The sequence below is a fragment of the Hydrogenophaga sp. RWCD_12 genome (genome assembly GCF_046604225.1).
In the GTDB taxonomy this organism is placed as follows: Bacteria; Pseudomonadota; Gammaproteobacteria; order Burkholderiales; family Burkholderiaceae_C; genus Hydrogenophaga.
Window position 1 is genome coordinate 379,264 of record NZ_JBKIXC010000005.1, and the last position, 25,527, is coordinate 404,790.

The window sequence follows — 25,527 nt, forward strand, 5'->3', positions numbered from 1 at the left end:
TGATTCAAGTGTCTGCTGACTGGGCCGATGATCCAGACAACCATGAAACTGCAGTACAAAGCCTGGGCGCTGGTCCTGGTCGTCGTCGGCCTGTGCGCGTCGTCCGCCATGTTCGGCGCCCGATACATCGTCGGAGAGTCGTTCGAGCAACTGGAAGCCGACCGCTCGGCCAAGGAGGGCGACCGTGCCCGTCGCTTGCTGGACCAGCAGCTCCAGAACCTGGCGGGGACCACGCGCGACTATGCCTACTGGGCCGATGCGGTCGACTTCGTGCGCGGCCGCAAACCGCAGTTCATGTCGGAGAACTTCGAAGTCGACAACCTGGGCTATCTGCGCATTTCCGAGGCCGTGGTGTTCGACGAACATGCCAAGCAGTTGGCGAGCGTGACCATCGGCGACCAGGGCAAGCTCGTGCCGGTCTCGCCTGAGCGCGTCGAACCGTTGCGGGGCCTCGCCGCCGCCGTGCTGGCCTCCCCGGATCCCAAGTTCATGATCCGGACGCTGCGGGTGGCCGACGGACAGCTGGACATGGTGGTGGCCGCCGCGATTCACCGCCCGAGCGATGCACAGCCGGCCATCAAGGGAGCAATGGTGATGGTGCGCCGCTTTGACCAGGCCGAACTGGCGCGGTTTTCCGAACTGCTGATGATGCCGGCCCGCTTGTCTCTGCAGTCGCCCGACCATGCCGGCAAGGAAACCCATGTGGTCAAGGTCGGTGAGCACCAGTTCGAGCTGCACTCGATGTTGTGCGACTATCGGGACCAGCCCATCGCCGAGCTGGTGCTCACCCTGGACCAGCGGCTGGAAGAACAGGGTCGTTTCCTGACCTGGCAGGGCATGGGCCTGGCCGCCCTCGCAGGCTTGGTGGCGAGCGTGCTGCTGGTGTTCCTGCTGGACCGGTTGCTGCTGCGTCGTTTGCAGGGGCTGCACACCGACCTCACACAGGTAACCGCCGAAGGCCCCGCGGCAGGTGGTCTGGTGCGGGAGGTCGGCAAGGACGAGTTGTCGCAGCTGGCTGCAGGCATCAACGGCCTGCTGGCGCGCGTGCGCAACGACGCACGGGCGCAGCTGGAGTCGCATGAGCAAAAGGAAGCGCTGCAGATGCAGCTGATGCAGTCGCAGAAGACCGAGGCACTGGGGCGCCTGACCGGCGGTATCGCGCACGATTTCAACAACTCGCTGGCAGCGATCACCGGCTGGGTGCGGCTGGCCTCGGAAGACCTGGACACTGCGCACCCGAGCCACGAAGCCCTGCAGCAGGCCCTCAAGTCCACACGCTATGCCGACGGCCTTATGCGCCAACTGCTGGCATTCGGGCGCCAGTCGGCACCGCGCCTGCGCCGTCTGCACTGGTCGACGCTGATCGAAGAGACGCGGCAGATGGTCTCGGCCGGACTGACCAAGGACTGCGCGCTGACCGTCGACTACCTGGTGGACGACGACGAGGTCGATGCCGACCCGACGCAACTGCAGCAGGTGCTGGTGAACCTTCTGATCAACGCCGCCGACGTGATGCAGGGCCGCGGCCGAATCGAACTCACATTGCGCGACTTGACCCTGCCGGTGGGGGACGCGGAAATGCCCGCGGGCGCCGCCGGCCTGCCCGAGGGGCGCTATGTGGTGCTGGCGGTGCGCGACCACGGACCGGGTATTGCACCCGAACACCTGGACCGGGTGTTCGATCCCTTCTTCACCACCAAGGCCAAGGGGCGTGGCACCGGGCTGGGCCTGTCGGTGGCGCAGGGCATCATGGCCAGACACCATGGCTCGATTGGCCTGGTGAACAGCTCCGAGGGCGCCTGCTTCCTGCTGTACCTGCCGGCCAGCCGCCACGATGAAACCGTGGCCCCCATCACCTCACCGGGTGGCCCGGGGCGCGGTCGCCAGCTGCTGTTTGTCGACGACGACCAGTCGGTGCGGCACGCCTGGAGCGCACTGCTGGAGCGCAAGGGCTGGCAGGTCACGCGCTCGCGCGACGGCGAGGAAGCCTGGGCCCAGTTCTCGCAGACCGGCAAGCACTTCGACGTGGTGCTGACCGACCAGTCGATGCCGCGACTGGACGGCGTCGGGCTGGCGCAGCGCATCCGCGCGACCGAAGCACCGCCGCCGGTGGTGCTCATGAGCGGGCACGTCGACGAGGTCGATGCGGGACAACTCAAGATATTGTTTGCCGCCGTGCTGCACAAGCCGGTCGATCCGGGCGAGCTGGACAGCGTGCTGCAGGGCCTGCCGCTGGGCGAAGGCGCTGTGATGACGCAGTACTGACCCGCTGCGGCGGCTGCCGCAAAGCAGCAAGTTCAGTCGGTCGGGCGGACGACGATGATGATCGGGGAGGGCACCCGACCGTCAACGTCGCGCGGCAGAGAGCCGGTCCGGTCGATGGCCTTGAGGGCCGCTTCGTCCCAGGAGGGGTTGCCGCTGCTCTCGACAACCCGTCGGCCGGTGATGGTGCCGTCCGGCAGGGCTCGCACTTCAATCTCGGTGCGCAGCGAACGCGGGAACTCTTCCGTGTAGCGGATGTTCGGGCTGACCTTGGCCTTGACGCGGCCGGCATAGCCTGATGATGGGCCGCTTGACTGCTGCGCCGAGCCCTTGGCTTCTGGACCACCGGTCGCGCCGGCTTGGCCCATCATGCGGGCAAGGTTCTCCTTGCGACGCTTGTCGGCGTCGGCGGCCTCTCGCTTGTCAGCCTCTTTGCGCTCCTGCTCCTTCTTGGCGAGATCCTTCTTCTTCTGCTCCTCGGCCTTCTTGTTCTTCTCGGCCAGCTCCTTGTCCTTCTTCTCGCGCTCAGCCTGTTCGACCTTTTCCTTCTTGGCCTTTTCCTTCTTCTTCTCTTCTTCCAGCTCGCGCTTCTTCTCGTCTTCGAGCTTCTTCTGCTTGGCCTTCTCGGTCGCGATGTCCGGCGCCTTCACCGTCGGTTGGGGCGGCGGAGGTGCGGGCTTGGGCTCTGGCTTCGGTTCCGGCTTGGGCTCGGGTTTGGGCTGGGGTTCCGGCTCGGGGGGCGGAGGCGGGGGAGGCTCCACGGCGCGCGGGGCTGCTTCGCGTGGCAGGGCGGACCAAAGCTCGGCCTCGAAGGCTGCTTGCGGTTCTTCTTCTTTCCAGTGAATGCCCCAGGTCAGCGCCGCCATCAGCAGCGCGTGCGCGACCAGTGCAAGCACGACCGGCGTGCCCCAGCGGCCGGGGCGGGGCGGCTTGAGGTCGAGGATGTCGGCGGTGACGTGCATGGATGAGGTAGATCAGCGGCTGGCCTGGACGGCGAGGCCGACGCGCTCGACGTTGGCTCTTTTCAGCGTGTCCATGGCCTTGACCACGGTGTCGTACTTGATGTCCTTGTCGGCGCTGATGACGACCGGCACCTTGTCGGGGTCGCCACCCGCGGCGGTGGCGACCTGCTGGCTCTTCACTGCGTCGGCGAGCTGAGCCATCTTGATGCCCTTGCCGCCACCCTTGCTGGACGTGCCCTGGCGCACCTGGATGGTTTCGTCCTTGTCGATCACGACCTGCACGAAGCCCTTGGGCTGCGCGTCGGCCTGGCCCACGCTGGGCAGGCTGATCTGGCTGGGCGAGATCAGCGGAGCGGTGACCATGAAGATGATCAGCAGCACCAGCATCACGTCGATGAACGGGACCATGTTGATCTCGTTCTTGGTGCGGCGGGCGCGACGACCCCGCGAGGAGACGGATGCCATGGTTCAGTGACCCGAGGGGGTGGCCTGGGCGGACTGCTGGCCTAGGTTGCGGTGCAGGATGTTGGAGAACTCTTCCATGAAGGTCTCCATGCGGTTGGCCACGCGGTCGATGTCGGTGGCGAATCGGTTGTAGGCGACCACGGCCGGGATCGCAGCGAACAGGCCGATGGCGGTGGCGACCAGGGCTTCAGCGATGCCCGGAGCGACCGTGGCCAGTGTCACCTGCGCCAGCGCGGCCAGACCGGTGAAGGCGTGCATGATGCCCCAGACGGTGCCGAACAGGCCGACGTAGGGAGCGACCGAGCCGACCGTGCCCAGGAAGGACAGGTTGGTTTCGAGGGCGTCGAGCTCGCGCTGGAAGCTGGCGCGCATGGCACGACGGGCGCCGTCAAGCAGGGCTCCGGCGTCGGTGATGCGGCGCTCACGCAGCTTGTGGTACTCGCGCATGCCGCTGGCGAAGATGCGTTCCATCGGTCCGCCGTGGCGCGCGCTCTGGGCGGCGGCGGCGTACAGGTCGTTCAGGTTGGTGCCCGACCAGAACTCCTTCTCGAAGTCTTCGTTGTGGCTGTTCACCCGCTTGAGCGTGAACACCTTGCGAAAGATGGCGGCCCAGCTGATGACGGAGACCAGCACGAGCAGGGCGACCACGGCCTGGACGACCCAGGACGCGTGGAGCAGCAACTGGACGATGGAAAGATCTTGGGGCATGGGGCGGTGTCGGTGGAGGACGAGGTTCGGAGGAAAAAATCGTTCAGCGGTTCCCGCCCGCGAGCGCGTCGAGCACCTGGGCTGGAATTCTCTGCGGGCGCAGGGCGGTGGCGTCGACCCAGCCGATGCGGATGCTGCCTTCGCAAAGCAGGATCGGGGCCTGGCCGTCGGGAGACTGCAGCAGGGCGGTCTGTTCGATTGTGAGCGAGGCCCGTCCCGATTCGGTCACACGGGCCGTAACCAGAAGCAAATCGTCGAGGCGGGCCGGGCGGTGGTAACGCAGCTGTGTGCCGGTGACCACAAACATGCCACCGACTTGCTCGCGCAGCTTCTGCTGTTCGACGCCCAGGTGGCGCAGCCACTCGGTGCGCGCGCGCTCGAAGAACTTGAGGTAGTTGGCGTAGAACACGATGCCGCCGGCATCGGTGTCTTCCCAGTAGACGCGCACGGGCCAACCGAATGCTGCCCCCACGCTCCCTGCTTCGCGAGGTTCGCTGCCCCCCGAGGGGGCTGGCCCCGCCTTGGGGCGGCCCGGCGCCGGGGCTGATGCGGGGTCCTGCATTGCTTTCACAGTGCGGCCTCCAGGCGTTGCACGGCTTCCTGCAACTGCGGCATGGCGTTGGCGGTGGAGAAGCGCAGGTAGCGGCCCGGGTCGGCCAGGCCGAAGTCGCGGCCGGGCGTGGTGGCGAGCTGGCAGCGGCGCATCAGCTCGAAGGCCAGCGCCCAGCTGCCGCCTTCGCCAGGGCGCTCGCCCTGCATGGGAATGCCCCAGCGGTCGCACAGTGGTGCGACGTCGGCCCAGGCGTAAAACGCGCCGTCGGGCATCACCGGCACGCGCAGACCTAGCCGGCCCAGCGCGGGAATGAAGTAGTCTCGGCGGGCCTTGAACTCGGCGCGGCGGCCCTCGTACTCGGCCAGGCTTTCGGGCGCAAAGCAGGCGAGCGCCGCGTGTTGCGCAATCGTACTGGCGCAGATGAACAGGTTCTGCGCGAGACGTTCCACGGCAGGCACCAGCGCGGGTGGCAGCACCAGCCAGCCCAGGCGCCAACCGGTCATGTTGAAGTACTTGCTGAAGCTGTTGATGCTGATGATCTCGTCGCCCACGCCGTCGGGCAGGCCCAGCGCGCTGTGGCCATAGGCCTCGTCGTAAGACAGGCCGAGGTAGATCTCGTCGACCAGGGTGATGCCGCCCTTGTCGCGCACGAAGCGGGCGATGCGCTCCAGCTCGTCGCGGGCAATCGAGGTGCCGGTCGGGTTCGACGGCGAGGCCAGCAGCACGCCGCGCGTGGCGGGCTTCCAGGCCGCAGCCACGTGCTCGGCGCTGAGCTGGAAGCGGTCTTCCGGTCCGGAGGGGATGAGCACCGGCGTGCCTTCGGCCGCCTGCACGAACTGGCGGTTGCAGGGATAGCTGGGGTCGGGCATCAGCACTTCGTCGCCGGCCTCGATCAGTGCCAGGCAGGCCAGCTGCAGCGCGGCCGAGGCGCCGGCAGTCACGACGATGCGGCCCGGATCGATGGAGAGACCGAAGCGGCTGGCGTACCAGCCGCTGATGGCCTCGCGCAGCGCGGGCAGGCCGGTCGCCTGGGTGTACTGGCTTCGACCGTCACGGATGGCCTTTTCGGCGGCGGCCTGCACCAGCGGCGGCGCGGTGAAGTCGGGTTCGCCGATGTTCAGGTAGATCATCGGGCGGCCGCCAGGAGCCGCTTGGCGTGCCATGTCGGCGGCCGCCTTGGCCAGCTCCATGACGTAGAAGGGCTCGACCCGCTGGGCGCGCTGGCTGATGCGCATGAGTCTGGCGCCGCTCATTCGCCCTTGGCTGCCTTGCGGCCGGAAGCCTGTGCCGCCGCTTCGTGCGGGCGCAGCTGTTCGCCCAGCGGATGCAGCACGCCGTTGATGTACTTGTGACCATCGGTGCCGCCGAAGGCCTTGGCCAGTTCGACGCATTCGTTGATCACCACGCGCAGCGGCACGTCAGGGCAGTGCTGGAACTCGTAGGCGCCGATCCACAGCACCGCGCGTTCGATGGGGGAGATTTCCACCATCGGGCGGTCGAGCAGGGGAGCGATGAGCGCGTCCAGCTGTTCGGACTGCTCCACGCAGCCGTGCAGCAGGGAGTCGTAGTGCACGCTGTCGGCCTTGTGAAAGCCCGACAGGTCGCGGGTGAAGACGTCGATGTCGCTGGCGTCGTTGCGGCCGACCAGGTGCTGGTAAAGCGCCTGCAGCGCGAATTCGCGTGCCCGGGTACGGGCCGATTTGTCGGCGGCCTTGCGGGGCTTGGCGGTGATGGGTTCGTTCATGGTCAGCCGATCTGGTCCAGCAGGTTGGCCATCTCCACCGCCACACGGGCCGCGTCGCGGCCCTTTTCGGTCTGGCGGGCCACGGCCTGTTCCAGGTTCTCGGTGGTCAGGATGGCGTTGGCGATCGGGGTGTGTGTGTCAAGGGCCACGCGGGTGACGGCGGCGCCGGACTCGTTGGCCACCAGTTCGAAGTGATAGGTCTCGCCGCGGATGATGCAGCCCAGCGCGATCAGCGCGTCGTACTCGTCCTGCTCGGCCAACGCCAGCAGGGCGATCGGCACTTCGAGCGCGCCTGGCACCGTCACGTGGTCGATGTTCTTTTCCTGCACGCCCAGGGCCAGCAGTTCGGCGCGGCAGGCCGCGTACAGGGCATTGGTGATGCCTTCGTTGAACCGTGCCTGCACGATGCCGATTGACAGCTTCTTGCCGTCCTGGAGATGGGAGCTGCCTTTGTCTGCGCCAAACATGGGGATCTTTCTTTTTGGGGAATGTCAGTTCGAGGGCGCCGGAGTGCCGAGCATGCGCTCGACGTACCGGGCCACGGTGTCGATTTCGAGGTTCACGCTGCTGCCGGCCGATAGGTCGCCAAGCGTGGTGTTCTCCACCGTGTGGGGAATCAGGTTGATGCTGAACTCGCAGCCGTCGGCGCGGTCAGCGAAGCGGTTCACCGTCAGGCTCACGCCGTTGATCGCGATCGAGCCCTTGTAGGCGAGGTACTTGCCCAACGCCGGCGGCGCCAGCACGCACAGCTCCCAGCTTTCGCCGATGCGCTCGAAGCGGGTCACGCTGCCGACGCCATCGACGTGGCCCGAGACAATGTGCCCACCCAGACGGTCATTGGCCCGCAGTGCCTTTTCGAGATTCACCCGGCGACCGGCCTCGGACAGACCGGTGGTCTTGGACAGTGATTCGGCCGAAATGTCGATGGTGAAGCGGGAGGCGGCGGCATCCAGCGAGGTGACGGTCATGCAGGCGCCGTTGTGCGCAATGCTGTCGCCGAGAGCGACGTCGTCGAGATAACCCGGCGGCGCCTCGACGGTGAGTCGCTTGCCGTGGTCCAAAGAGCTGCCCAGTGGGTGGAGGTCGGCGATGCGCCCCACCCCGGTGATGATGCCGGTAAACATCCGGCTATTTTCGCAGGGTTTGAGGCGTCGGGCCGGGCCACGTGCCCAAGCGCCCGATATTGAGTGGAGCTCAGGGGTGCAGGAAGGCGTCCCGCCCCTGCACGCGGGCCAGGATCCTCAGGTCGCCGCCCACTGGCTCCACCGGGCCAAACCGAAGATTCAGGCGCTGGTCCAGGGACTGCAGCGGCCCCCAGCTGGCGATGCCCGATCCGCCGGTGCCCAGCAGTTGAGGCGCGACGTACAGCAGCAGTTCGTCGACCAGACCTTCGCGGATGAACGATCCGTTGAGCTTGTGGCCGGCCTCCAGATGGACTTCATTGACCTCGCGCACCGTGGCCAGGTCGCGCAGCATGGCGGCCAGGTCGACCTTGCCGTTGGAGCCGGGCAGGGGGATGACGGTGGCGCCCTGCTGTTCCAGTGCTGCCTGTCGCTGGGCATCGGCCGTGGCACAGTAAACGAAGAGCTTTCGGGTCAGACCCGGCGCCGGAGTCTGGAACAACCGAGCGGTGGGCGGTGTTTCAAGTCGGCTGTCGACGATCACCAGATGCGGCTGGCGGGTGGCAGGCACTTCACGAACGTCCAGCATTGGATCGTCTTCGAGCACCGTGCCGATGCCCGTGATCACCGCACAGGCCCGGGCGCGCCAGGCATGACCGTCGGCGCGGGCAGCCTCGCCGGTGATCCATTGGCTTTCGCCGTTGGCCAGGGCCGTGACCCCGTCCAGAGACATTGCGGCCTTCATCCGGACCCAGGGAGTCTGGCGGACCATGCGGCTGAAGAAACCGATGTTCAGTTCGCGTGCAGCGCGGGCTTCGGCGCTGTCGGGCGGCAGCAATTCCACCTCGATGCCCGCGGCGCGCAGACGCTCCAGACCCTGGCCCGCGACCAGCGGATTCGGATCGGAGGTGGCGACCACCACCTTGCGCAGACCCGCAGCAATCAATGCGTCGCAGCAGGGCGGGGTACGGCCGTGGTGGGAGCAAGGCTCCAACGTGACGAAGGCGGTGGCGCCAACGGTGGAGTCGCCCCGCGCTGCCGCGTCGCGCAGCGCCATCACCTCGGCGTGTGGACCACCTGCCCGCTGTGTGTGGCCGCGCCCGATCTCGCGGTCGTCCGCTGCTACGAGCACGCACCCGACACGCGGGTTGGGGTTGGAAAGGCTCAGCGCCTGTCCGGCCAGTGCCAGCGCTTGCGCCGTCGGCCCGGCGACTGAAGTCATTCGCTCAGGATGCCTTGAAGCAGTCGGCCACCGTCATGCCAGCCGTGTAGTTGGTCAAGGTCTTGACGCCGGTATTGGTGACGGTCAGGTCACCACACTTGTCGGTAAGCATGACGCCCGTGCGCACTGCTCGCAGCGTGAAAGTGGAGGTAGACAGTGCGGTGGTCGTTGCAACAGCAGCGTTGTTTTCAATCAGAACGATGTTGTAGCTGGCAGCGCCAGAACCGGCCCTTGGAGAAGCCGCCAGTGCCGCTGGAAGCGTCACGCCCTCGAAAGTGTCGCGGGCATTGAAGTAGCGTCGCATGTACTGCTCTGCTTCCATCAAGGCACGCTGCACATCGGCGCGGCGAGATTTCGCGACCTGCTCCTGGAACGACGGATAGCCAATGGCTGCGAGGATGGCAACCACAGCCACCACAATCATGAGCTCGATCAGGGTGAAGCCGTGCTGCACCTTGTCACGGGTGAGGAGTGGGGTGAGGCGGAGGGTGGACATGGTCAGACGCTCAATTGGACGGAGGAGTGCTCAGCTGGAACTGGGTACGGCTCCAGCCGGTGGTAGGGCAAAAGACGCCGCCTTGCAGCGAATTGGTTTCGGTGCCCAGCACGGTGGCGCGCATGTTCTTGCAGCCGCTACTCGAACCCTTTTCACTGCCCGCATATTCGCCGTCAGCACCGACACCCATGGGGCGGTCGATGACGTCCGGAGGGATGTAAGGATCAGACCCGTTCGTGGGAGCGGGCAGCGCGTAGGTCGTCATCGGTGTGCCATCGGGTCGCGAATAGTACGAAACCACCGACACGCCGCGGGTGAACCCGCCTCGGGGAAGGAAAGCCACCGCATAGGGGTCGAGGCGCGTATCGCCGTTCACGTCGAAGGAGCGGCTGCGCGATTGAGCGGCAGTGCGCGCGTCCAGCCAATACACATAGTTGGACGGCAGATCTGAGACCGAGCACATTTCGGTGTTGGAAGCGCGGCGAAGCACCGTTGTGGTGACCAGCACGGTCGAGCCAATGTTTTGCACTTCGGCGATGGAGCGCTCACCCGCCTTCAGGGCTGCATCGGTCTGGTTGGGGTTGGACAGAGGCATGAACCAGCCGCGCTGGGTCTTCCAGTCGATGGGGTTGTCGGTGATGCTGTAGAAGGTGGACCCGCTCTTGACCAGCGCCGTGGCAGGCAAGACAGACTGAAGCTGAAGCTGTGCCGGCAACACCTCGACATACGGGTCGGTGCCTGTGATGGAACCATCGGTGTTCTTGCGGTCCCAGATGCCGTAGATGGCTTGGGCCCCCAGATCATCCAGATCGCTGTCTTCCAGCATCATGCCGGTGGCGAACACCACCATGAAACCGTCGCTGCTGCTCTTGAGGTCGTGCGGCTGCCAGGCTGGGGCGCCAAAAATCGGGCGGTTGCCAGGCACGGTGAACAGGGGCCTGTTGTTCTCGACGTGCCAGGTGCTGGGCTCGCCAGTCAGATTGAAACGCCAGAGCTGGCCGTTGGCGTCACCTGCATAGGCCGCCACCACGCGGTGGTTCAGCTCGTAGTTGCGCAGCAGGGTGACACCGCTGAGACCGCGCCCGGCTGAATATCCCGCGGGCAGGGGAATGGTGCGGATCACGTCGCCCGTGAGCGCATCCAGAACCACCAGACCCGCCTTGGCGCCACCCGCCACTCCGTTGTAGTGGCCGTTGTTGATGGCAACGATCCACTTGCCACGCTGCGGGTTTGTGGCGTTTGCCGTGTCTTCGGTCTGACCACTGCGTGCGGGATTGGCTATGTAGCCGAGCGTCACATCGTTGCCGTCGGCGCTGTTCACGAGGTCAGGGCCGGTTTCCCAGAGAAAGTCGTCCTTTTCCGGCGCCCGGCTGGGGATGGCGCCGTTCTTGAAAGGGGAGTTCACGGCGTAAATCAATTGTTCACCACGGCCGCCCGAGCCAACGCCGATCTGACGCCAGGCTTTCCATTGTTCCGACACGGGCAGTCCGTTCAGGTTTGCATACCGCCGGTTGAAGATGTCGTTTGAGCTGATTGGCCCGTCTAGCACGTATTCGAAGTTGTAAGGCTCATTGGCGAATGCAAGCATGCGCTTGAGGCTGCGACGCGGCATGAAGGCCGCCTGTTCGTTGCCTGTGTCGCTGTTGAAGGCATGCATGGTGCCCGCATTGGTCGCGACAAACAGAGAAGCGGGGTAACCGAGCTTGCGCCCTGCAAAACCTTCATAGCTGTCCCAGCCGTCGACGCCTCCACCGGTGGTGACCTTGTCGTACTGGTAGTCACGCGAGTAGTTCATCAACACCGAAGGGGGGTTGACCATGGCCGCAATCTTGGTGGCCCGTTGACGGAACAGCTTGTTGTCCGCATCGAGTTCCGTGTTGTCACCCCGCAGGTAGTTGATGAAGTTGTCTCCATTGGGGACGCGGGCCATGTAGGGCCCCTGCTTGAGCGCACTGCGGACATCGCTCGGCAGATCGGTGAAGTTACCGCTGAAGTCCCATGCCTGATTGGTGTCGTGCATGGTGAACACCTTGCGGGCCGATGGCAAAGGCATTTGTACTTCGGCAGACCATGCAGTGGCTCCAGTTTCGTTGCCTGCCGCGTCGAGTACACGCGCCATGATGTTGCCGGAGTTGTCTAGGGTGCGGTAGGAAACGGTGTACTTGAAGCGTCCCGCCAGCGTGGAGTTGTCACCGCTGCCGGAGCTTACAGAGACGCCGGCGTCCCGGCCCGCGGAGCTCAGGATATCGGCGAGCACCGTGTCAAAGATCTTGCGAACGTCTTCGGCCGAACGCGCGCTGAAGGCCTTGCCGCCACCGGTGTAACCGGCTTGCACGAAGTCGTCCACCCGGAGCTGGTTGGTGGAGGTGGTCACCAGGTTGCCCGTAGGCCAGGCTGGCTTCGGCGTGGCGGCATTGCCGACCAGTGCGTACTGGGTCTTGTAGTTTTCAATGCTTGCAAAAGTGAGTCCGGTGCCGGTCACTTCACCAGTGGGTTGAACAAAATAGCCCACGGTGTAGGTCGCCATGTTCTGCCAGAAGGTCGGTTGCCCTGGCCGTGTCTGGATGTTGTCGGCCAACCCCGTCCGGAAATCCTCTCTCCAGTAGAAGCCAGCGGTCAGGTCTGCCAGGCCCCCGGTGCCGGTGCTGGGATATGGCGTGTATTTCATGCGACCTGCAACCGTGTTTTCACCGGTGGGCTGGTACTGGAAGGACTCTGTGGAACCATCAGCCAGGGTGCGGCTGAACGTGGGGCCCGCGATGTTGTCGTTGTCGGGCCCAGCAGCTGGAGCGTAGCTCTGTGTCCAGCCGCCATCTGAAAACAGCAGGTTGAACGAGCGGCGGCAGGACATTTCCAGATTGCTGGCGGAGGGAAGGGCAGCTGGGTTGACGGCCCAGGGGTTCTCCACGGCACCCGCTGGAACCTTGTAGTACTCGGCGACCTTGCTGATGGCGTTGTGCAGCGGTGTGCCACCTCGGGGCTGGATGTTGTTGAGGAACCCAAACAGCTCTGTGCTGGCGGTCGTGCTGCCTTGCAGGGTGCGCACGCCTCGCAGGACGTTCACATCGCCAGTCCCTGTGCCTGGTGCGGCGATGGCTGGATTGCGGACCGTCGGGATGAAACTGCTTGTGCCTGCAAGCGTGTAGTCATTGATCGGCAGATAGCCGATGCGCAACTGTCCCTGAAATTCGGTCTTTGACAGAGCTTGACCAATGGCCGTGCTGGTCGCCAGCTGGCGGGTGCTGTACCAGACGTACCAGTTCAGGACGTTGTTGAGTTCCTCCGCATTGGTGCACGAGTTGACCGCAGCGCAATCGGTGCGTTTGTGGTCGCCGGGCAGCGCAATGATGTTGGCGGCCGCACTTGGGTGGCCGGGCGCAAAGACACTGACGAATGTGCCGGCCGCCGAGGTGTTGATCGGGGTTCGACGGACGCTGCTGCACCCGATTTCAGCGCCTGCAGCATCTTTTTGCACTGTAGAAACGCCAGTCGTGTCGCCGGCATTTGCAGGGCTGCGGCAATATGTGTAGGTGAATGCCGGAGTCGCTACGCTGCCGGCATTGTTGTATTCCAGGTGCGTTGGAAACGGGGTGTTGGTGGCCAGTGAGTAGACGATGTTCCCTGCCGTGGAGGCCCAGGCTCCCGGCAGCGTTGGTGCAGGCTTCTGCACATTGATCGCGTACAGCGCGCCGCCCACCGGGTTTCGGTAGACGGTGTAAAAGTTGTTGGCCGGGTCGTACAACCCTTGGTTGGACACAAAGATCAGGTTTGCCGGTCGAGCCAGGTTTGCGTAAGTGGGGCCGAGCCTGGGCAGATAGGTGGTCCGAGGGTTGTAGTAGACCGGATTCACATCGGCCGACCGCTGCGCCAGCAGGTTGTTGTTGACCGTCAGCGACGGAGCGTAGTTCTGGGCTCCACCGGTCCAGTTACCCGCAGTGGGATTGCCGTTCGCGTCGAAGGCGGTTGCCTGGATGCAAAAAAGCCCAGCGCCTCCGTTTTGCGGGTTGGTGCCGTCAATGCGTCCACCCAACACCCAGCCCACACCGCGCTGCGGCGCGTAGCGCGGTGCCGGGCAGAATTGCAAGGTGTGGGGATTGTTGTCGTTGTACAGAAGGCCGTACGACTCATGGAACGGATAGGCCATGGAACCCGAGTTGTCCAGCGCAATCATCAGGTTGGGTTTGGCGCCCGACTGGGTGGACAGCAGCGGCTTGTTGCTGGGCTGCGCAGAAGCGAGCAGGGCAGAACAACCGACAGCGATCAGCAGAAGCGCTTGGCCGATGGTCTTGACGTTGAATGGGGTCTTCATCGGAACCTCTCTGGAAGACTTTGTGGAATTTCGGAGCGCGGGTTACTCGACGCCGTTATTGGCGGAGAGCACTGGAATGGTCGGGCTCAGGATGGCCTGAAGCCATACTTCCGACCCGGTGGTCAGCGTCCCATTGGCGGCGACTTTTGCGTCGCTGGACAGGCCACGCGTCGTGACCAGGAAGCGCGAGTTGCTCATTGCCTGGATGATGCAGGTCGGGTTGTTCTTCAGCCGGGCATTGCTCTTCACTGTGCTGTCGAACTGGGGTGTGATGGTGATCAGGTTGGCGGCACCGGGGGCCCAGTTGGCCTTGGTGTTCCAGGCGCCGGCCTTGATGGCGGTGTCTGTGTCTGCCGCGATCACGGTCGCAACAATCTTGCCGACTTCGGTGGGGAAGGTCGCGCCCCCGTTGTCGATGCTGTCCTTGGCCACGCGTTCGCATTGGCGCAGTGCATCTTCAGCCGCCACACGGGATACCTGATTGGTGCGCATGTTGCTCGAGAACTGCTCGTAGGTGGCCGAGTTCTTGGCCGCAAGCAGTCCGGCAAACGAAATGATCACCAGCATGATCAGCGCCATGGGGAGAACGACGCCGCGCTGGTCGCGATGCCGGATGGAGGAGATATGCGATTGCATGGCGAAGGTCCCGAGTGGCGATGCGTCAGTTCTCGTACAGGTAGGCATAAGGGTCGTTGCCTGCCTGGTACTCGGCCGGCAGCCCAGGGCGCATGTTGCGCAACTGGATGGTGGTCACGTAAGCCCGGCGGACATAACGATCGTTGGCGGTTTGCACGGCACCGTTGCAGTCGTAGTAGCGGCCGATGTCCACGGTCGTGTTGTCTCCAGTCGGCACCGGACGGGCACTTCGGGCGAGCAGACAGACGCGCATCGCCGACACCCTTGACCAGTTGACGGGGGTGACGGATCCAAGTACAGCATTCTGGGCTTCGACATAGCCGGCCACCTGGTGCGGGATGGGATTTCCCGCCGTTGGCAGCGCAGTGACCGCGTATTGCACCTGCATGTTTTCGATGTTGGGAATCAGCGCGGTGGCGTTGCCGAAACCAGCGCCGGTGCGGCCCTGGCAGAACAGCGACGGCGTGCCATCCGCGTCGTTGGCGACGTAGTAGCGGTTGTCGGCCAAAGTCATGGGCGTGGCGGTCGCCGCACCTTCGGCCAATGCGTTCCAGGCAGTAATGCCTTCATTGGCACAATTGGCTGGACGCTGCACGCCAGCATTGGTCACGGCTTGGCTGTTGAGCAAGGTGGCTTCATAGCGCACGGAGAAGGCGTCCGATCCGGTTGCTGTTCCGCTGCAGGTCTGGGCTTCGAACGCCGTACCACCAGCGTTGTTGGTGAAGCCCCCGTCGCATCCGCGAACGGCTCGTCCGGGGAACAGGCGAGCCCCGCCGGCGTCCACATTGGAGAAACCCGCCAGCCTGACCTGCTGTTGCAGCAATTCAAGAGCCAGCGTGGCATCTTCGTTCATCTGCGCTTCCATGACACTGCTGCGCGACGTGGTTGCCGTGTTCACGTAGATGATGCTCACAGCGCCGACAAGGAACAAGCCGATGGTCAGCGCGACCATCAGCTCGATCAGACTCAGACCACGCTGACGGTGCATGGGAGCATGGCGAGACAAGTTTTGATTGGCCATGATCAGAGCCCCACCTTGAAGAACATGCAGCTGTATTCCGCCTGTTCGGCCAGCGTCAGGCTGGTTGGGCAATTGCCTTGGGCCGCACTGAACAGTGTGTCACCAGCATCGGTCCTGGGCTCTTTCCACACCAGCCACACGTCCATGTCCCGCGTCGTGCCGGTCGGGCGGCTGATCACCACGGCGTCGCCTTGAGGAAGGCGATTGCGTACGTTGCGCAGGAACTGGTCGACGTCGGCTGCGGCAAGGTTGTCGGCGATCGTGATCGCATTCGCTGCGACCGAAGGATCAAGGTTGAGGTTCGCTGCTGGAACGGTCACCGCCGTGCCTGCGAAGTTCGTTGGCAGAGCAACGGTGTAGCCGCCTCGGTCGTATCCGTAGATATTGATGCGGGCACGGTCGGCATAGTCGTTGACGAGCGCCATGGCGGTCAGCCGCACCTGCGACGTCTTGTTGTAGTTGAACGTGGCACCCGAAAGGCCAGCAATGCCCAGAAGCCCAATCGACACCAACATGACGGCGACCAGCACCTCGATCATGCTGGAGCCTGTTTCACGACGGCGCAGCCTCCGCTCCGCGGCAATCTGTTTGGGGTTTGAGAACAATGCGTTCATTGAGGTCCCGTGATCAAGGGTAATCGGTGGTCACTGTGGCGCGCCCGACCCGGGACACAGCGATCTTGTCGACCTTGGTGGACGATGTCAGCCCGGAGGGCGTCACGGTGAAAGTCGTGTGCGCCGTACCGGCTGCCGCCGTGGAAAACATCAGGCCGTTCGGCCAGAATTGCAGAAACCGCACGCCAGAAGAACTTGCGAGTGATGCAATCCCTCCCTGGGCGGTCGTGACCTGGAGGATGCGTTCACCAGCGTCATAAGCTTGGTCAGTCGCTCCATCGTCAACAAACATCATCCAGCCGGTTTTCCACTCGGTGCTGTTGGCACAACTGGTTCCTGTGGTAGTGGGGCAAACCATGACTTTTCTCGTGGATTTGATGGCTTCCGCTCGGCCTTGCAGCAGGGTCGTGTTCAATGCGCGTGTCGCGCTGTCGCGGCGCCAGTTTCGCAAGGTTTCTCCGAACGTCGGTGCCATCACGGCGGTAAGGATCCCGACAAGCGTGAGCGTGATCACCAACTCAAGGATCGTGAAGCCGCGCTGACCGGCGGGCAGCGGCTGGGTGGGGTAGGACGGGTGTTTCAATTTGCGGCTCCGTACTGCAATGTACCGGCCGCTTTGCAGTGATCTTGAGCTGTGCTGACGCGCGGTCGCTTTTGGGTTCCTCAGCGGTAAAAAGCATTCATTTGTCACGAAAATCCCGCGACTGCTCAGGATCCAGTCGCTGTCTCCGTTGTGCTCAGGCGCACACGGCCGATTCGGTTGATGGTGATCTTCTGGCTGTTTCCCCGTCGGGGAATCACCTCCAGCGTCGCCATGCCGGACGACATCATGCCCGTTGGCTGAAATACGAAGCGCTGAACCGTGGCATTTCCCTTCAGGCTCAGGATACCGGTCTGCCCTTGTGAAACGGCAATGAGTTTGTCTGAAGCACCAAACTGGTTGTCGTCGTCGAGATCCTGAAACACCAGCCACCCGGATTTCCATTCCTTGTCGGCCATCGGGTTGCATGTTCGACCGTCACTGCTGCTGCACATGACGACCCTGCGGGACCAGTGAATCGCTTCGGATCTCGCCAGGGCAAGGTGGTCTGTGACAGAGCGCGTCGCCAGGTCCCTTTGCCATTCGGCCAAGAGGCCCGTCAGGGGAGGTACAGCCAATTGAATCAGGATCGCCAGCAAGGCCGTGGAGATCACCAATTCAATCAACGTGAATCCGCGATCCCGCCTGCAACAAATGCTATGTGTTGTTCCCATCCCTGAACCCCCTGTTTGAATGATGGGATTCATTATTCCCACGCTTCACGTCCAAATCGACGGCAAACGAGGTCGTTGGTAATCGTTTCGTCCCCACGATGGAGGAGGACTGTGGGCTAATGGCCCATTGGACGCGGGGCGATTAACGGCGGACTTCGTCCACCAGGGCCCGGAATTCGTCAATGTCCTCGAAGCTGCGATACACACTGGCAAAGCGGATGTAGGCCACCTTGTCGAGCTTCTTGAGTTCGCGCATGACCATTTCACCCAGTTTGGTCGAGGCGACCTCCCGGCTGCCGAGGTTGAGCAGCTTTTCCTCGATGCGCTCAATGGCGGCATCGACCTGTTCCGTGCTGACCGGGCGCTTGCGCAGGGCCAGGGTGAACGAGGCGCGGAGTTTGGCCGGCACGTAGTCCACGCGCCGGCCGTCCTTCTTGACCACCGCCGGGAAGCTGACTTCCGGCCGCTCGTAGGTGGTGAAGCGTTTTTCGCAGTGACCGCACTGGCGGCGGCGGCGGATGAAATCCGCGTCTTCGGAAACCCGGGTCTCGACGACCTGGGTTTCCAGATGGCCGCAGAAAGGGCACTTCATCGCGCTGCGCCGCCTGGAATCACTTGTAGACCGGGAAACGCGCGGTCAGGGCGTTGACCTTGGCACGCACCGCTTCGATGTTCGCGGGGTCGCGCGGGTTGTCCAGCACATCGGCGATCAGGTTGGCGGTCAGGCGGGCTTCTTCGTCCTTGAAGCCGCGGGTGGTCATGGCCGGGGTGCCGATGCGCACGCCGCTGGTGACCATCGGCTTCTCCGGATCGTTGGGGATCGCGTTCTTGTTGATGGTCATGTGGGCGCTGCCCAGGACAGCCTCGGCTTCCTTGCCGGTGATGCCCTTGGCGCGCAGGTCGACCAGCATGACGTGGCTTTCGGTGCGGCCCGACACGATGCGCAGACCGCGCTGGGTCAGCGTTTCGGCCACGATCTGGGCGTTCTTCACCACTTGCTGCTGGTATGTCTTGAACTCGGGCGTCAGCGCTTCCTTGAAGGCCACGGCCTTGGCCGCGATCACGTGCATCAGCGGACCGCCTTGCAGGCCGGGGAAGATGGCGCTGTTGATGGCCTTCTCGTGCTCGGCCTTCATCAGGATGATGCCGCCACGCGGGCCGCGAAGGCTCTTGTGGGTGGTAGAGGTCACCACGTCGGCGAATGGCACCGGGTTGGGGTACACGCCGGCGGCGATCAGGCCGGCGTAATGGGCCATGTCGACCATGAAGATGGCGCCGATTTCCTTGGCGATCTTGGCGAAGCGCTCGAAATCGATGCGCAGGCTGTAGGCCGAAGCGCCGGCCACGATCAGCTTGGGCTTGTGCTCGCGCGCCTTGGCTTCCATGGCGTCGTAGTCGATGGCTTCGTTCTTGTCCAGGCCATAGCTGACCACGTTGAACCACTTGCCGGACATGTTCAGCGGCATGCCATGGGTCAGATGACCGCCTTCGGCCAAGCTCATGCCCATGATGGTGTCGCCGGGCTTCAGGAAGGCAAGGAACACAGCCTCATTGGCGGATGCGCCGCAGTGGGCCTGCACGTTGGCGGCGTCGGCACCAAACAGTTGCTTGACGCGATCGATGGCCAGCTGCTCTGCCACATCAACAAACTCACAGCCGCCGTAGTAGCGCTTGCCGGGGTAACCCTCGGCGTACTTGTTGGTGAGCTGGGTGCCCTGGGCGGCCATCACAGCCGGCGAGGCGTAGTTCTCGCTGGCGATCAGCTCGATGTGGTGTTCCTGGCGGGCGTTCTCGGCCTGGATGGCAGCGAACAGCTCGGGGTCGGTTTGCTCGATGAGGATGTTGCGGTCGTACATGGTTTGGCAGTCTCGGGTGACGTGGACCCCGCGCACTTCGGTCGTTTTTGGATGAAGCTGCAGGGACTGCCCAGGCGAACGGCTGAACACCCGGAAACCGGGCGGTGCGCTTCCCAGTGGTTGTCCCGATCCGCGCAGAGGCGGGAGCGGAGGGCCACGTCAGCGCGGACGGCGGGTGTGATCCGCCGCGCGCCTATCGCCAGTTGCGCACCTGACTAGTTTATCCGAGCCGCAGGGCCGGCGTGGCGCAAGCTGGAAATCCCGTCAGGAACTCGTGAGGTCGCCTGTTCGGGGTTCGGCCGGGGGCGGAGCGATGCCAGGAGCAGGCTCGGTGGCTGGTTCCAGCAAGCCCGTCTGGGTGGTCGATTCGGCACCCGGCATGGCCGGTGCGGCCACTGGCATCGCTGAGAAGACCGGGAACGAGGTGGGCATCGGCTTGCCCAGCGCCACGCTCTGGATGCGCAGATGTTCACTCATCACCTTGTTGATGTAGTCGCCGCCGTCGGAAGACACCGCACCAACATACAGGCGCAGTCCGCCTTCGACCGAGCCGGCCTGCTTGATGCAGTCCTGCAGCACCTTGACGCCGACGCGCAGGTTGCTCAGCGGGTCAAATGCGGCCGCCTGCCCGCCGAAGTTGGCGTATTTGTCCGTGTGGGCGCGCGTGAGCACCTGCATCAGGCCCTGGGCGCCGACCGGACTTTGGGCATAGGGGTTGAATCGGGACTCGATCGCCATCACGGCGAGGATCAGGGTCGGATCCAGCCGAGCCTTCTCACCCATGGAGAACGCCTCGGCCACCAGCGCAGCCAGCGGTTCCTGCGCCACGCGATAGCGGCGGCTGAGCCATTGGGTGACCGCAGCCTGCTGTTTGGGCAGGGCCACGGGGGCGGAAGCGAGGGTGCGATCTGCGGCGTCCAGGGGCGCCTCACTGTCCTGTGCACTCAGCGTCACGTCGTGGCGTTCCAGCAGCCAGCCCAGCAACTGTTGTTCGGCCTGGGTGCGCAGATCGGCGCGCGCCACCATCGTGAGCGCCAGCGCAGCGAGGCCGACGCCGAGCAGCGCCATGCCGTTGTGTGTGAAAGCCACGAAGCCGTGGTACGCGTCAGCCAGGGCCAGACGCCAGGGAGTTGCGGCAGCTTCGGTGCTGCTCTTGTGGGGCTCAGTCAGGTACGGGGTCATTTTGTCGCTCCTTGCAAGGCGGGGCCATCCCGGAGGAGGGCTGCATGCGGTGGGGGGCGCCATCAATGGCGGGACCGCTGGCCGAAGGAGAGGGGAGGCCAGCGATGTTCGGGTTATCCCTGAGCGGGAAAACGGGCGAATGGTATGGTCAGGCTAATGTCTAGTCAATGTTTTAAACTGTGTTTATTATAATTTATGGTTATTAACATTCCATGTGGGGTCGTGTTCTTTCACTTCCCTAGCAGCGCAGGCAAGCACTGCGGGGCCGTGCGGCGAGGCGGTACCCAGTGACGCCGCTTGTCGGTTCAGGCGGCTTTTGCACTTCGTTGCAGGCGCGGCTGACTACCTGCCGACCAGAGTTAAAACAAAGGTGTTGGGCCAGTAACAGTGCTTGCCAGCCGGAGGGCGCGGGAGTAATCTTTGCGGTCCGACCTGATGTCGGTACCCCCGCCAGACAAGTGGTTCAGCCACAGTCTGGCACCCCACGGAAGCAATCTCTTGCTTCCAGGACGCAGGGACACATCCCTCCCTGTTTCCGACCAGACGGCAAGTGCGTTTTTGCCCCGCCGTCAACCCCGGCAGCTTCGGCTGACCGGGGTTTCTCGTTTCTGAAGCGGCGTTCTCTGTCGATGGGCGGTTCCGCGGCGACAATAGAGGTTTGAGCCTCCTTGCCCGGACACCTCGGGCAGGCGCGGTTTCCGACCAATCATTGCCCGCCCTATGTCGCTGTTCTCATTGCGCAAAACTCCCCCGTCTTCTCCCGCGACCGATCCGATGGCTGCCGCCAGTGCCGGGGCCAAGGCTGCGGGTGCAAGCCAGACCCCCCATCCTCTCGATGCCGTCACCGGTGGTGCGTTTTCTGCGCCGACATCGGGCGACCGGGCGGCCCGCGTACGGGCCTGGTTGCTGACCGAGCCCTCCTGGGAGGTCATGAATGAGGTGTTCAAGGAGCTGTCGCAGCGCGACCGGGGCGCCGCCAAGCCGCTGAAAGAGAAGCTCGACGAGCTGCGCCGGCAGAAAGCCCAGGAACACATTGGCGTCGAGTGGGCGCAGAAGGCCGAGACATTGATTGGACAGTCGCGGATGAACCTGGCCGATGCCCTGGCGTGGCAACGCGACGCAGCTCGCGCCGGAGCTCCGCTGTCGCGCGAACCGCTGGCAGGCCTGAAGGTGGCGCTGTCCGAGCGTGTCAAGGCGATTGAAGATCTGCAGGACCGGGTTCAGGTCAAACGCGAATCGGCTGTGCTGATGGCCCAACGCATCGAAGTGCTGTCCACCAAGTCCTGGCGTGAAGCGCAATCCAGTGCCGAGGCTTTGCGGGAAGACGTCACCGACTGGCAGAAGCAGGCGGGTGAGCTGACGGCGGAACCACAGTGGGCGAGTGTCGAACCCAAGTTTCCGCCGATGCTGGACGCCTCCCGTCAGCAGCTGCAACTGGTCTGGGATGCATTCGAAGCGGCTCTGGCAACCGCAGTGGCTGCCGATGCCGATCCGCAGGCTGCCTTGCCGGCGGTGCCAGTCTGGGCCGACGAGTTGCGCCAGTCCCGCGGTGAAACGGTCGAGGCCGTGGCGTCCCAGGACGCCCAGGCCCACAAGGAGCGCCGCGAAAAGGCCGTTGCCGAACTGGAGCGTGCGTTGGCCGTGCTGGAAAAGGAAGTTGGCGAGGGCCATGGCAAAGCCACCCCCAAGGCAGCGGCCGATGTGCGTGCGGTGCTCAAGTCCCAGGGACGTCTGCTGGGCCCGGATCTCGAAGCCAAGGCGCACGCCGTACTGGCCCAGGCGGGGGAACTGGAAGACTGGCAGCGCTGGCGTGCCGACCAGTTGCGCGAAGAACTGGTGAAGAAGGCCGAAGCGCTGCTGGCGCCGCCAGAAGGTCAGCGCATGGGCGGCCGCAAGCTGCAGGAAACGCTGCGCACCTTGCGCGAGCAGTGGAAAACCACCGACCAGGGCGGCCAGGCCAATCACGCGCTGTGGAAGCGCTTCGACGAGGCGTGCACCCTGGCCCACAAGCAGGTGGAAGTCTGGCTGACGCAGGTTCGCCAGCAGGCGGAAGCCCACAAGGCGCAGCGCCTGGGGCTGATCGAAGAGCTGAAAGCATGGACGGCCGCGCACACCGGCCAGTCCGACTGGAAGATCCAGATCCGCGATCTGCATGCGTTTTCGGAACGCTGGCGCGAGGCTGGCCATCTGAGCGAAAAGGCCTTCGCCGAGTTGCAGCCGCAGTGGAAAGAAGCCATGCATGTGGCCCACGCTGGTCTCGAGGCCGCGCAGTCGCAAAGCATCGCCCGACGCCGTCAGATGATTGAGGAAGCCACGGCGCTGGGGGCGAGCCCGGCGCTGCGCATCGATGCGGTGAAGGAGCTGCAGCAGCGCTGGCAAGCCGAAGCCCACACTGTGCCGCTGGAGCGCAAGCTGGAGCAGAAGCTCTGGGAGGCGTTCCGCAAGCCAATTGACGAAGCTTTTCAGCGCAAGAGCAGCGAACGCGAAAAAGCGGCTGCCTCGCTCAACGAACACGACCAGCGCGTGCTGGACGCGGCGCGCGCCCTGGACGCCGCCTGTGCTGCCGGCGACGTACAGCAGATCCGCAGCGCCCAGCAGGCACTGGAGCGGGCCCTGCGCGGTGAATATGAGGCGGCAGCCGCTGCGGTCAGCACTGAATCCAAGGCCGAGGCAGTGAAATCTGCGCCAGTGGGTGACGTCGATGCAGTCTCCGAAGCGCCTGCTGCGACCCCAGCGCCCGACGGTGATGAAGCTGCCGTTGCGCCGGATGTGCCAGCGCCGGCTCCTGCACCTGCCGCTCCCGCCCGAAAGCTGGTGGCCATGCGTGGCGACGACAGGCCAGGCATGAAGAAGACCGAGCCGGCGGGTCGCGACGACCGCCGCGGCCCGGGCGGCCGCGATTCGCGCGATGGTCGGGACGCCCGAGCGCCGCGTGGCGCCTGGGCGGACAACCGTCCTCCCCGTTCGGCGCCCGCCCATGCGACGCCCCGTCTGGGCGATGCCGCGTTCCGTGCACAGCGCCAGGCGCTGGAACATGCCGAGGCCACCATGCGCAAGCTGGCGGCGCAGGCGCACGGCGAAGTGTTGACGCAACTCGTCAGTGCCTGGGAGAAACGCGATCCGTCCTTGGTCCCGACGGCGCAGGCGCTGGGTGGCCGGGTGACTGCGGCGGCCCGCTCCGCCTGGACCAGTGCGTTGGGTGCGGCGGCCTCTTCGGCACCCGCAGAAGCCTTGCTGCGGCTGGAAATGGCCGCCGAAGTGCCAACGCCTGCGGAGCAGCTGGATGCGCGCCGCCAGTTGCAGCTGCAACTGCTGACCCGCCGCCACGATGCGCCGCCGGCCGATACCTGGAGCCAGGATCTGGGCAAGGTGCTCTCGGGGGCGCATGACGCCGGAGCGGCACGCCGGGTGCAGAACGTGCTGAAGGTGCTGCTGCGCCGCTGAGGTTCAGGGCCTGGACCGGAAGAACCCGTCGTACAGCGCAAGCAACGCCGGGAACTCCTGGGCCAAGCGGTCCCGGTTGACGAAGTAGGCCTCGCAGCTCACGGCGAAAAACTCGGCCGGGTGCGTGGCCGCGTAGGCGTCGAGCCAGGGCATGTCGCCGCCAAAACGTTCGGCCATCGACAGGGTCTCGCGAAACTGGGCATAGGCATCGGCCATCACGGCGCGCCAGTGTTCGCGGGCCTGTGCATCGCTGCGTGTGCCCCACAGTGGGCCGGGCAGTGGCGGGGCGCCGTCCGGCGCGTTGCCAGCCCCCATCCCGTGCATGTCAATCTTGTGCGCGAATTCGTGGATGACGAGGTTGCTGCCGCGCTCGATGGTGTGCGGTGCGGCATGCACGTCTTCCCAGCTGAGCATGATGGGCCCCCGGTCCATGGCTTCCCCGGCCAGGACTTCCTCGTACTGGTGGACCACTCCGGTGGCGTCGGTGTGGTTGCGCCGTGCCACGGCCGCACCCGGCTGGATCACGATGCCGACGAAATCGCCGTACCAGTCCAGGGCAGAGAGCGGATGGGCTGAGCGCTTCCCCGAAGGCGGCAGCATGTGCAGCAGCGGCAGGCAGGCTTGGGCCGCCACGCTCAGTGCCATGGCGTCGGTGACCGCCAGGCCATGCGCGCCGTGAAACTCTTTCTCCTGCAGGAAGTGCGTGCTCAACAGCTTCAGTCGCTGGCGCTCGGTCTCTGTCAGTGCGCGCAGGAAGGGGTGGCGCTGCACGATGTCCTGCCACAGTGCATTGGGGGGCTCCGGCAGGCGGCGCCAGGTGCGCGGCAGCCAACGCTGCAGGGCGGCCGGAAGCAGGGCGCTCATGCGAGAGGCAGGCGCTGCAGACCGCCAGCGGTCAGACGAAGCACCTCCAGTCGCGGTGGGCGGGCGTCGGCGTCCCAGTCGCTGAGCACCACGCGCCGCAGTCCATTGCCGAGATCGTGTTCCGCGGGACGGTGCGTGTGTCCATGGATCAGAGTGGGTGCGCCCGCACGCTGCAGCCATTCGCGGGCGGCCGCAGCGTCGACATCGGCCCAGAGTTCAGGGTCGTGGGCCATACTTTGCTTGCGTGCTTCGCTGCGTTCGCGCAGGTCTCTGGCCACCGCCTCGCGCTCGGCCAATGGCCGCGACAGGAACGCCTGTTGCCAATCGGCAGAGCGCACCTGCGCGCGGAAGCCCTGGTAGTCGGTGTCGTCAAGGCAAAGGGCATCGCCATGGCTGAGCAGCCAGCGCTGGCCCTGGAAGTCGAGTGACGTGGGATCGGAAAGGCCCAGCATGCCGCAGGCAACCAGTGCGGCGTCACCCAGCAGGAAGTCGCGGTTGCCGCAGAGGAAGTAGGTGGGGGTGGTCTGGCTGAATGTGCGCAGCGCCCGGGCGCAGTGACTGGCAAACCCGTTCGGATTGTTCAGTGCGTCGTCGCCGATCCAGACCTCGAACAGGTCACCCAGGATCACCAGCGCGTCGGGACGGCCGATGGCAGGCGCTCGCAGGTAGTTCAGCCAGGCCTGCACCGTGCTGGCTTGCGCCGCCTGGAGATGGAGATCCGAAATGAAATCGACCGCTTGCCAGTGCGCGGGAGCGCGCCATGCGGCAAAGCGGTCGTCGGTCGCCATCGTCAAGGTTGGCGCAGGGGCCTGGG

23 protein-coding genes and 1 riboswitch are annotated in these 25,527 nt (G+C 64.8%); of the genes, 2 read left to right on the forward strand and 21 right to left on the reverse strand.

Annotation, left to right across the window (positions count from 1 at the left end):
- Window positions 1-42 precede the first annotated feature (42 nt).
- Window positions 43-2,265, forward strand: coding sequence for an ATP-binding protein (locus ACLIJ1_RS20385; RefSeq protein WP_411367390.1), 2,223 nt, complete (start codon window positions 43-45; stop codon window positions 2,263-2,265).
- Window positions 2,266-2,297: 32 nt separating this feature from the next.
- Here ACLIJ1_RS20385 and tolA read toward each other — a convergent pair whose 3' ends face one another.
- The 19 genes from tolA to ACLIJ1_RS20480 form a co-directional block, all read right to left on the reverse strand.
- Window positions 2,298-3,224, reverse strand: coding sequence for a cell envelope integrity protein TolA (tolA, locus tag ACLIJ1_RS20390; protein ID WP_411367391.1), 927 nt, complete (start codon window positions 3,222-3,224; stop codon window positions 2,298-2,300).
- A 12-nt stretch (window positions 3,225-3,236) separates the two neighbouring features.
- A complete protein-coding gene (locus ACLIJ1_RS20395; protein ID WP_411367392.1) occupies window positions 3,237-3,689 on the reverse strand; it encodes a biopolymer transporter ExbD in 453 nt (150 codons plus the stop codon).
- Window positions 3,690-3,692: 3 nt separating this feature from the next.
- Entirely contained in the window at window positions 3,693-4,397 is a 705-nt protein-coding gene (gene tolQ, locus ACLIJ1_RS20400) for a protein TolQ (protein WP_411367393.1), read from the reverse strand.
- Between the two features lie 43 nt (window positions 4,398-4,440).
- A complete protein-coding gene (gene ybgC / locus ACLIJ1_RS20405) occupies window positions 4,441-4,959 on the reverse strand; it encodes a tol-pal system-associated acyl-CoA thioesterase (protein WP_411367394.1) in 519 nt (172 codons plus the stop codon).
- Window positions 4,960-4,964: 5 nt separating this feature from the next.
- Window positions 4,965-6,185 (reverse strand): pyridoxal phosphate-dependent aminotransferase, encoded by a 1,221-nt coding sequence (locus ACLIJ1_RS20410; protein ID WP_411367550.1) that lies wholly within the window; start codon window positions 6,183-6,185, stop codon window positions 4,965-4,967.
- Between the two features lie 14 nt (window positions 6,186-6,199).
- On the reverse strand, window positions 6,200-6,694 hold the full coding sequence (gene nusB / locus ACLIJ1_RS20415) for a transcription antitermination factor NusB (RefSeq protein ID WP_411367395.1): 495 nt from the start codon (window positions 6,692-6,694) through the stop codon (window positions 6,200-6,202).
- Window positions 6,695-6,696: 2 nt separating this feature from the next.
- Window positions 6,697-7,161 (reverse strand): 6,7-dimethyl-8-ribityllumazine synthase, encoded by a 465-nt coding sequence (gene ribH, locus ACLIJ1_RS20420; protein ID WP_411367396.1) that lies wholly within the window; start codon window positions 7,159-7,161, stop codon window positions 6,697-6,699.
- Window positions 7,162-7,185: 24 nt separating this feature from the next.
- Window positions 7,186-7,818 carry a riboflavin synthase gene (locus ACLIJ1_RS20425; protein ID WP_411367397.1) on the reverse strand — a complete coding sequence of 211 codons (633 nt, stop codon included), beginning with the start codon at window positions 7,816-7,818 and terminating at the stop codon, window positions 7,186-7,188.
- Window positions 7,819-7,888: 70 nt separating this feature from the next.
- The gene (gene ribD / locus ACLIJ1_RS20430) at window positions 7,889-9,037 is read right to left on the reverse strand and encodes a bifunctional diaminohydroxyphosphoribosylaminopyrimidine deaminase/5-amino-6-(5-phosphoribosylamino)uracil reductase RibD (protein WP_411367398.1); all 1,149 of its coding nucleotides are present in this window, start codon (window positions 9,035-9,037) and stop codon (window positions 7,889-7,891) included.
- Window positions 9,038-9,041: 4 nt separating this feature from the next.
- Window positions 9,042-9,533 carry a type IV pilin protein gene (locus tag ACLIJ1_RS20435; protein WP_411367399.1) on the reverse strand — a complete coding sequence of 164 codons (492 nt, stop codon included), beginning with the start codon at window positions 9,531-9,533 and terminating at the stop codon, window positions 9,042-9,044.
- Window positions 9,534-9,543: 10 nt separating this feature from the next.
- A complete protein-coding gene (locus tag ACLIJ1_RS20440) occupies window positions 9,544-13,842 on the reverse strand; it encodes a pilus assembly protein (protein ID WP_411367400.1) in 4,299 nt (1,432 codons plus the stop codon).
- Window positions 13,843-13,884: 42 nt separating this feature from the next.
- A complete protein-coding gene (locus ACLIJ1_RS20445; RefSeq protein WP_411367401.1) occupies window positions 13,885-14,478 on the reverse strand; it encodes a hypothetical protein in 594 nt (197 codons plus the stop codon).
- Window positions 14,479-14,503: 25 nt separating this feature from the next.
- Window positions 14,504-15,499 carry a PilW family protein gene (locus tag ACLIJ1_RS20450; RefSeq protein WP_411367402.1) on the reverse strand — a complete coding sequence of 332 codons (996 nt, stop codon included), beginning with the start codon at window positions 15,497-15,499 and terminating at the stop codon, window positions 14,504-14,506.
- A gap of 2 nt (window positions 15,500-15,501) precedes the next feature.
- Window positions 15,502-16,113 (reverse strand): type IV pilus modification protein PilV, encoded by a 612-nt coding sequence (gene pilV / locus ACLIJ1_RS20455; RefSeq protein ID WP_411367403.1) that lies wholly within the window; start codon window positions 16,111-16,113, stop codon window positions 15,502-15,504.
- A gap of 13 nt (window positions 16,114-16,126) precedes the next feature.
- Window positions 16,127-16,696 carry a GspH/FimT family pseudopilin gene (locus ACLIJ1_RS20460; RefSeq protein ID WP_411367404.1) on the reverse strand — a complete coding sequence of 190 codons (570 nt, stop codon included), beginning with the start codon at window positions 16,694-16,696 and terminating at the stop codon, window positions 16,127-16,129.
- Between the two features lie 125 nt (window positions 16,697-16,821).
- On the reverse strand, window positions 16,822-17,400 hold the full coding sequence (locus ACLIJ1_RS20465) for a GspH/FimT family pseudopilin (RefSeq protein WP_411367405.1): 579 nt from the start codon (window positions 17,398-17,400) through the stop codon (window positions 16,822-16,824).
- A gap of 109 nt (window positions 17,401-17,509) precedes the next feature.
- Window positions 17,510-17,959 carry a transcriptional regulator NrdR gene (nrdR, locus tag ACLIJ1_RS20470; RefSeq protein WP_066158421.1) on the reverse strand — a complete coding sequence of 150 codons (450 nt, stop codon included), beginning with the start codon at window positions 17,957-17,959 and terminating at the stop codon, window positions 17,510-17,512.
- A 19-nt stretch (window positions 17,960-17,978) separates the two neighbouring features.
- Window positions 17,979-19,223, reverse strand: coding sequence for a serine hydroxymethyltransferase (gene glyA, locus ACLIJ1_RS20475; RefSeq protein WP_411367406.1), 1,245 nt, complete (start codon window positions 19,221-19,223; stop codon window positions 17,979-17,981).
- A gap of 61 nt (window positions 19,224-19,284) precedes the next feature.
- A riboswitch (ZMP/ZTP riboswitch) is annotated at window positions 19,285-19,440 on the reverse strand.
- A 47-nt stretch (window positions 19,441-19,487) separates the two neighbouring features.
- Window positions 19,488-20,405 carry a transglycosylase SLT domain-containing protein gene (locus ACLIJ1_RS20480; RefSeq protein ID WP_411367407.1) on the reverse strand — a complete coding sequence of 306 codons (918 nt, stop codon included), beginning with the start codon at window positions 20,403-20,405 and terminating at the stop codon, window positions 19,488-19,490.
- Window positions 20,406-21,179: 774 nt separating this feature from the next.
- Between ACLIJ1_RS20480 and ACLIJ1_RS20485 the strand changes: the two genes are divergently transcribed.
- On the forward strand, window positions 21,180-23,849 hold the full coding sequence (locus ACLIJ1_RS20485) for a DUF349 domain-containing protein (RefSeq protein WP_411367408.1): 2,670 nt from the start codon (window positions 21,180-21,182) through the stop codon (window positions 23,847-23,849).
- A gap of 3 nt (window positions 23,850-23,852) precedes the next feature.
- Here the strand turns inward: ACLIJ1_RS20485 and ACLIJ1_RS20490 are convergent, their stop codons facing one another.
- Window positions 23,853-24,713, reverse strand: a complete 861-nt coding sequence (locus ACLIJ1_RS20490) for a zinc-dependent peptidase (RefSeq protein ID WP_411367409.1) — start codon at window positions 24,711-24,713, stop codon at window positions 23,853-23,855.
- Window positions 24,710-25,501, reverse strand: coding sequence for a UDP-2,3-diacylglucosamine diphosphatase (locus ACLIJ1_RS20495; protein ID WP_411367410.1), 792 nt, complete (start codon window positions 25,499-25,501; stop codon window positions 24,710-24,712). Before ACLIJ1_RS20495 ends, ACLIJ1_RS20490 begins: the two co-directional genes overlap by 4 nt.
- Between the last annotated feature and the right edge of the window lie 26 nt (window positions 25,502-25,527).

Excerpts from the sequence above, each read along its gene's own strand:
- ACLIJ1_RS20410 (WP_411367550.1), bottom strand. The coding sequence starts at position 6,185 with ATGCGCATCAGCCAGCGCGCCCAGCGGGTCGAGCCCTTCTACGTCATG.
- ACLIJ1_RS20395 (WP_411367392.1), bottom strand. The coding sequence starts at position 3,689 with ATGGCATCCGTCTCCTCGCGGGGTCGTCGCGCCCGCCGCACCAAGAAC.
- tolQ (WP_411367393.1), bottom strand. The coding sequence starts at position 4,397 with ATGCCCCAAGATCTTTCCATCGTCCAGTTGCTGCTCCACGCGTCCTGG.
- ribD (WP_411367398.1), bottom strand. The coding sequence starts at position 9,037 with ATGACTTCAGTCGCCGGGCCGACGGCGCAAGCGCTGGCACTGGCCGGA.
- ACLIJ1_RS20445 (WP_411367401.1), bottom strand. The coding sequence starts at position 14,478 with ATGCAATCGCATATCTCCTCCATCCGGCATCGCGACCAGCGCGGCGTC.
- nusB (WP_411367395.1), bottom strand. The coding sequence starts at position 6,694 with ATGAACGAACCCATCACCGCCAAGCCCCGCAAGGCCGCCGACAAATCG.
- ACLIJ1_RS20465 (WP_411367405.1), bottom strand. The coding sequence starts at position 17,400 with ATGAATCCCATCATTCAAACAGGGGGTTCAGGGATGGGAACAACACAT.
- ybgC (WP_411367394.1), bottom strand. The coding sequence starts at position 4,959 with ATGCAGGACCCCGCATCAGCCCCGGCGCCGGGCCGCCCCAAGGCGGGG.
- ACLIJ1_RS20385 (WP_411367390.1), top strand. The coding sequence starts at position 43 with ATGAAACTGCAGTACAAAGCCTGGGCGCTGGTCCTGGTCGTCGTCGGC.
- tolA (WP_411367391.1), bottom strand. The coding sequence starts at position 3,224 with ATGCACGTCACCGCCGACATCCTCGACCTCAAGCCGCCCCGCCCCGGC.
- ACLIJ1_RS20480 (WP_411367407.1), bottom strand. The coding sequence starts at position 20,405 with ATGACCCCGTACCTGACTGAGCCCCACAAGAGCAGCACCGAAGCTGCC.
- ribH (WP_411367396.1), bottom strand. The coding sequence starts at position 7,161 with ATGTTTGGCGCAGACAAAGGCAGCTCCCATCTCCAGGACGGCAAGAAG.
- glyA (WP_411367406.1), bottom strand. The coding sequence starts at position 19,223 with ATGTACGACCGCAACATCCTCATCGAGCAAACCGACCCCGAGCTGTTC.
- ACLIJ1_RS20440 (WP_411367400.1), bottom strand. The coding sequence starts at position 13,842 with ATGAAGACCCCATTCAACGTCAAGACCATCGGCCAAGCGCTTCTGCTG.
- ACLIJ1_RS20485 (WP_411367408.1), top strand. The coding sequence starts at position 21,180 with ATGGCTGCCGCCAGTGCCGGGGCCAAGGCTGCGGGTGCAAGCCAGACC.
- ACLIJ1_RS20425 (WP_411367397.1), bottom strand. The coding sequence starts at position 7,818 with ATGTTTACCGGCATCATCACCGGGGTGGGGCGCATCGCCGACCTCCAC.
- ACLIJ1_RS20450 (WP_411367402.1), bottom strand. The coding sequence starts at position 15,499 with ATGGCCAATCAAAACTTGTCTCGCCATGCTCCCATGCACCGTCAGCGT.
- nrdR (WP_066158421.1), bottom strand. The coding sequence starts at position 17,959 with ATGAAGTGCCCTTTCTGCGGCCATCTGGAAACCCAGGTCGTCGAGACC.
- pilV (WP_411367403.1), bottom strand. The coding sequence starts at position 16,113 with ATGAACGCATTGTTCTCAAACCCCAAACAGATTGCCGCGGAGCGGAGG.
- ACLIJ1_RS20495 (WP_411367410.1), bottom strand. The coding sequence starts at position 25,501 with ATGGCGACCGACGACCGCTTTGCCGCATGGCGCGCTCCCGCGCACTGG.
- ACLIJ1_RS20435 (WP_411367399.1), bottom strand. The coding sequence starts at position 9,533 with ATGTCCACCCTCCGCCTCACCCCACTCCTCACCCGTGACAAGGTGCAG.
- ACLIJ1_RS20490 (WP_411367409.1), bottom strand. The coding sequence starts at position 24,713 with ATGAGCGCCCTGCTTCCGGCCGCCCTGCAGCGTTGGCTGCCGCGCACC.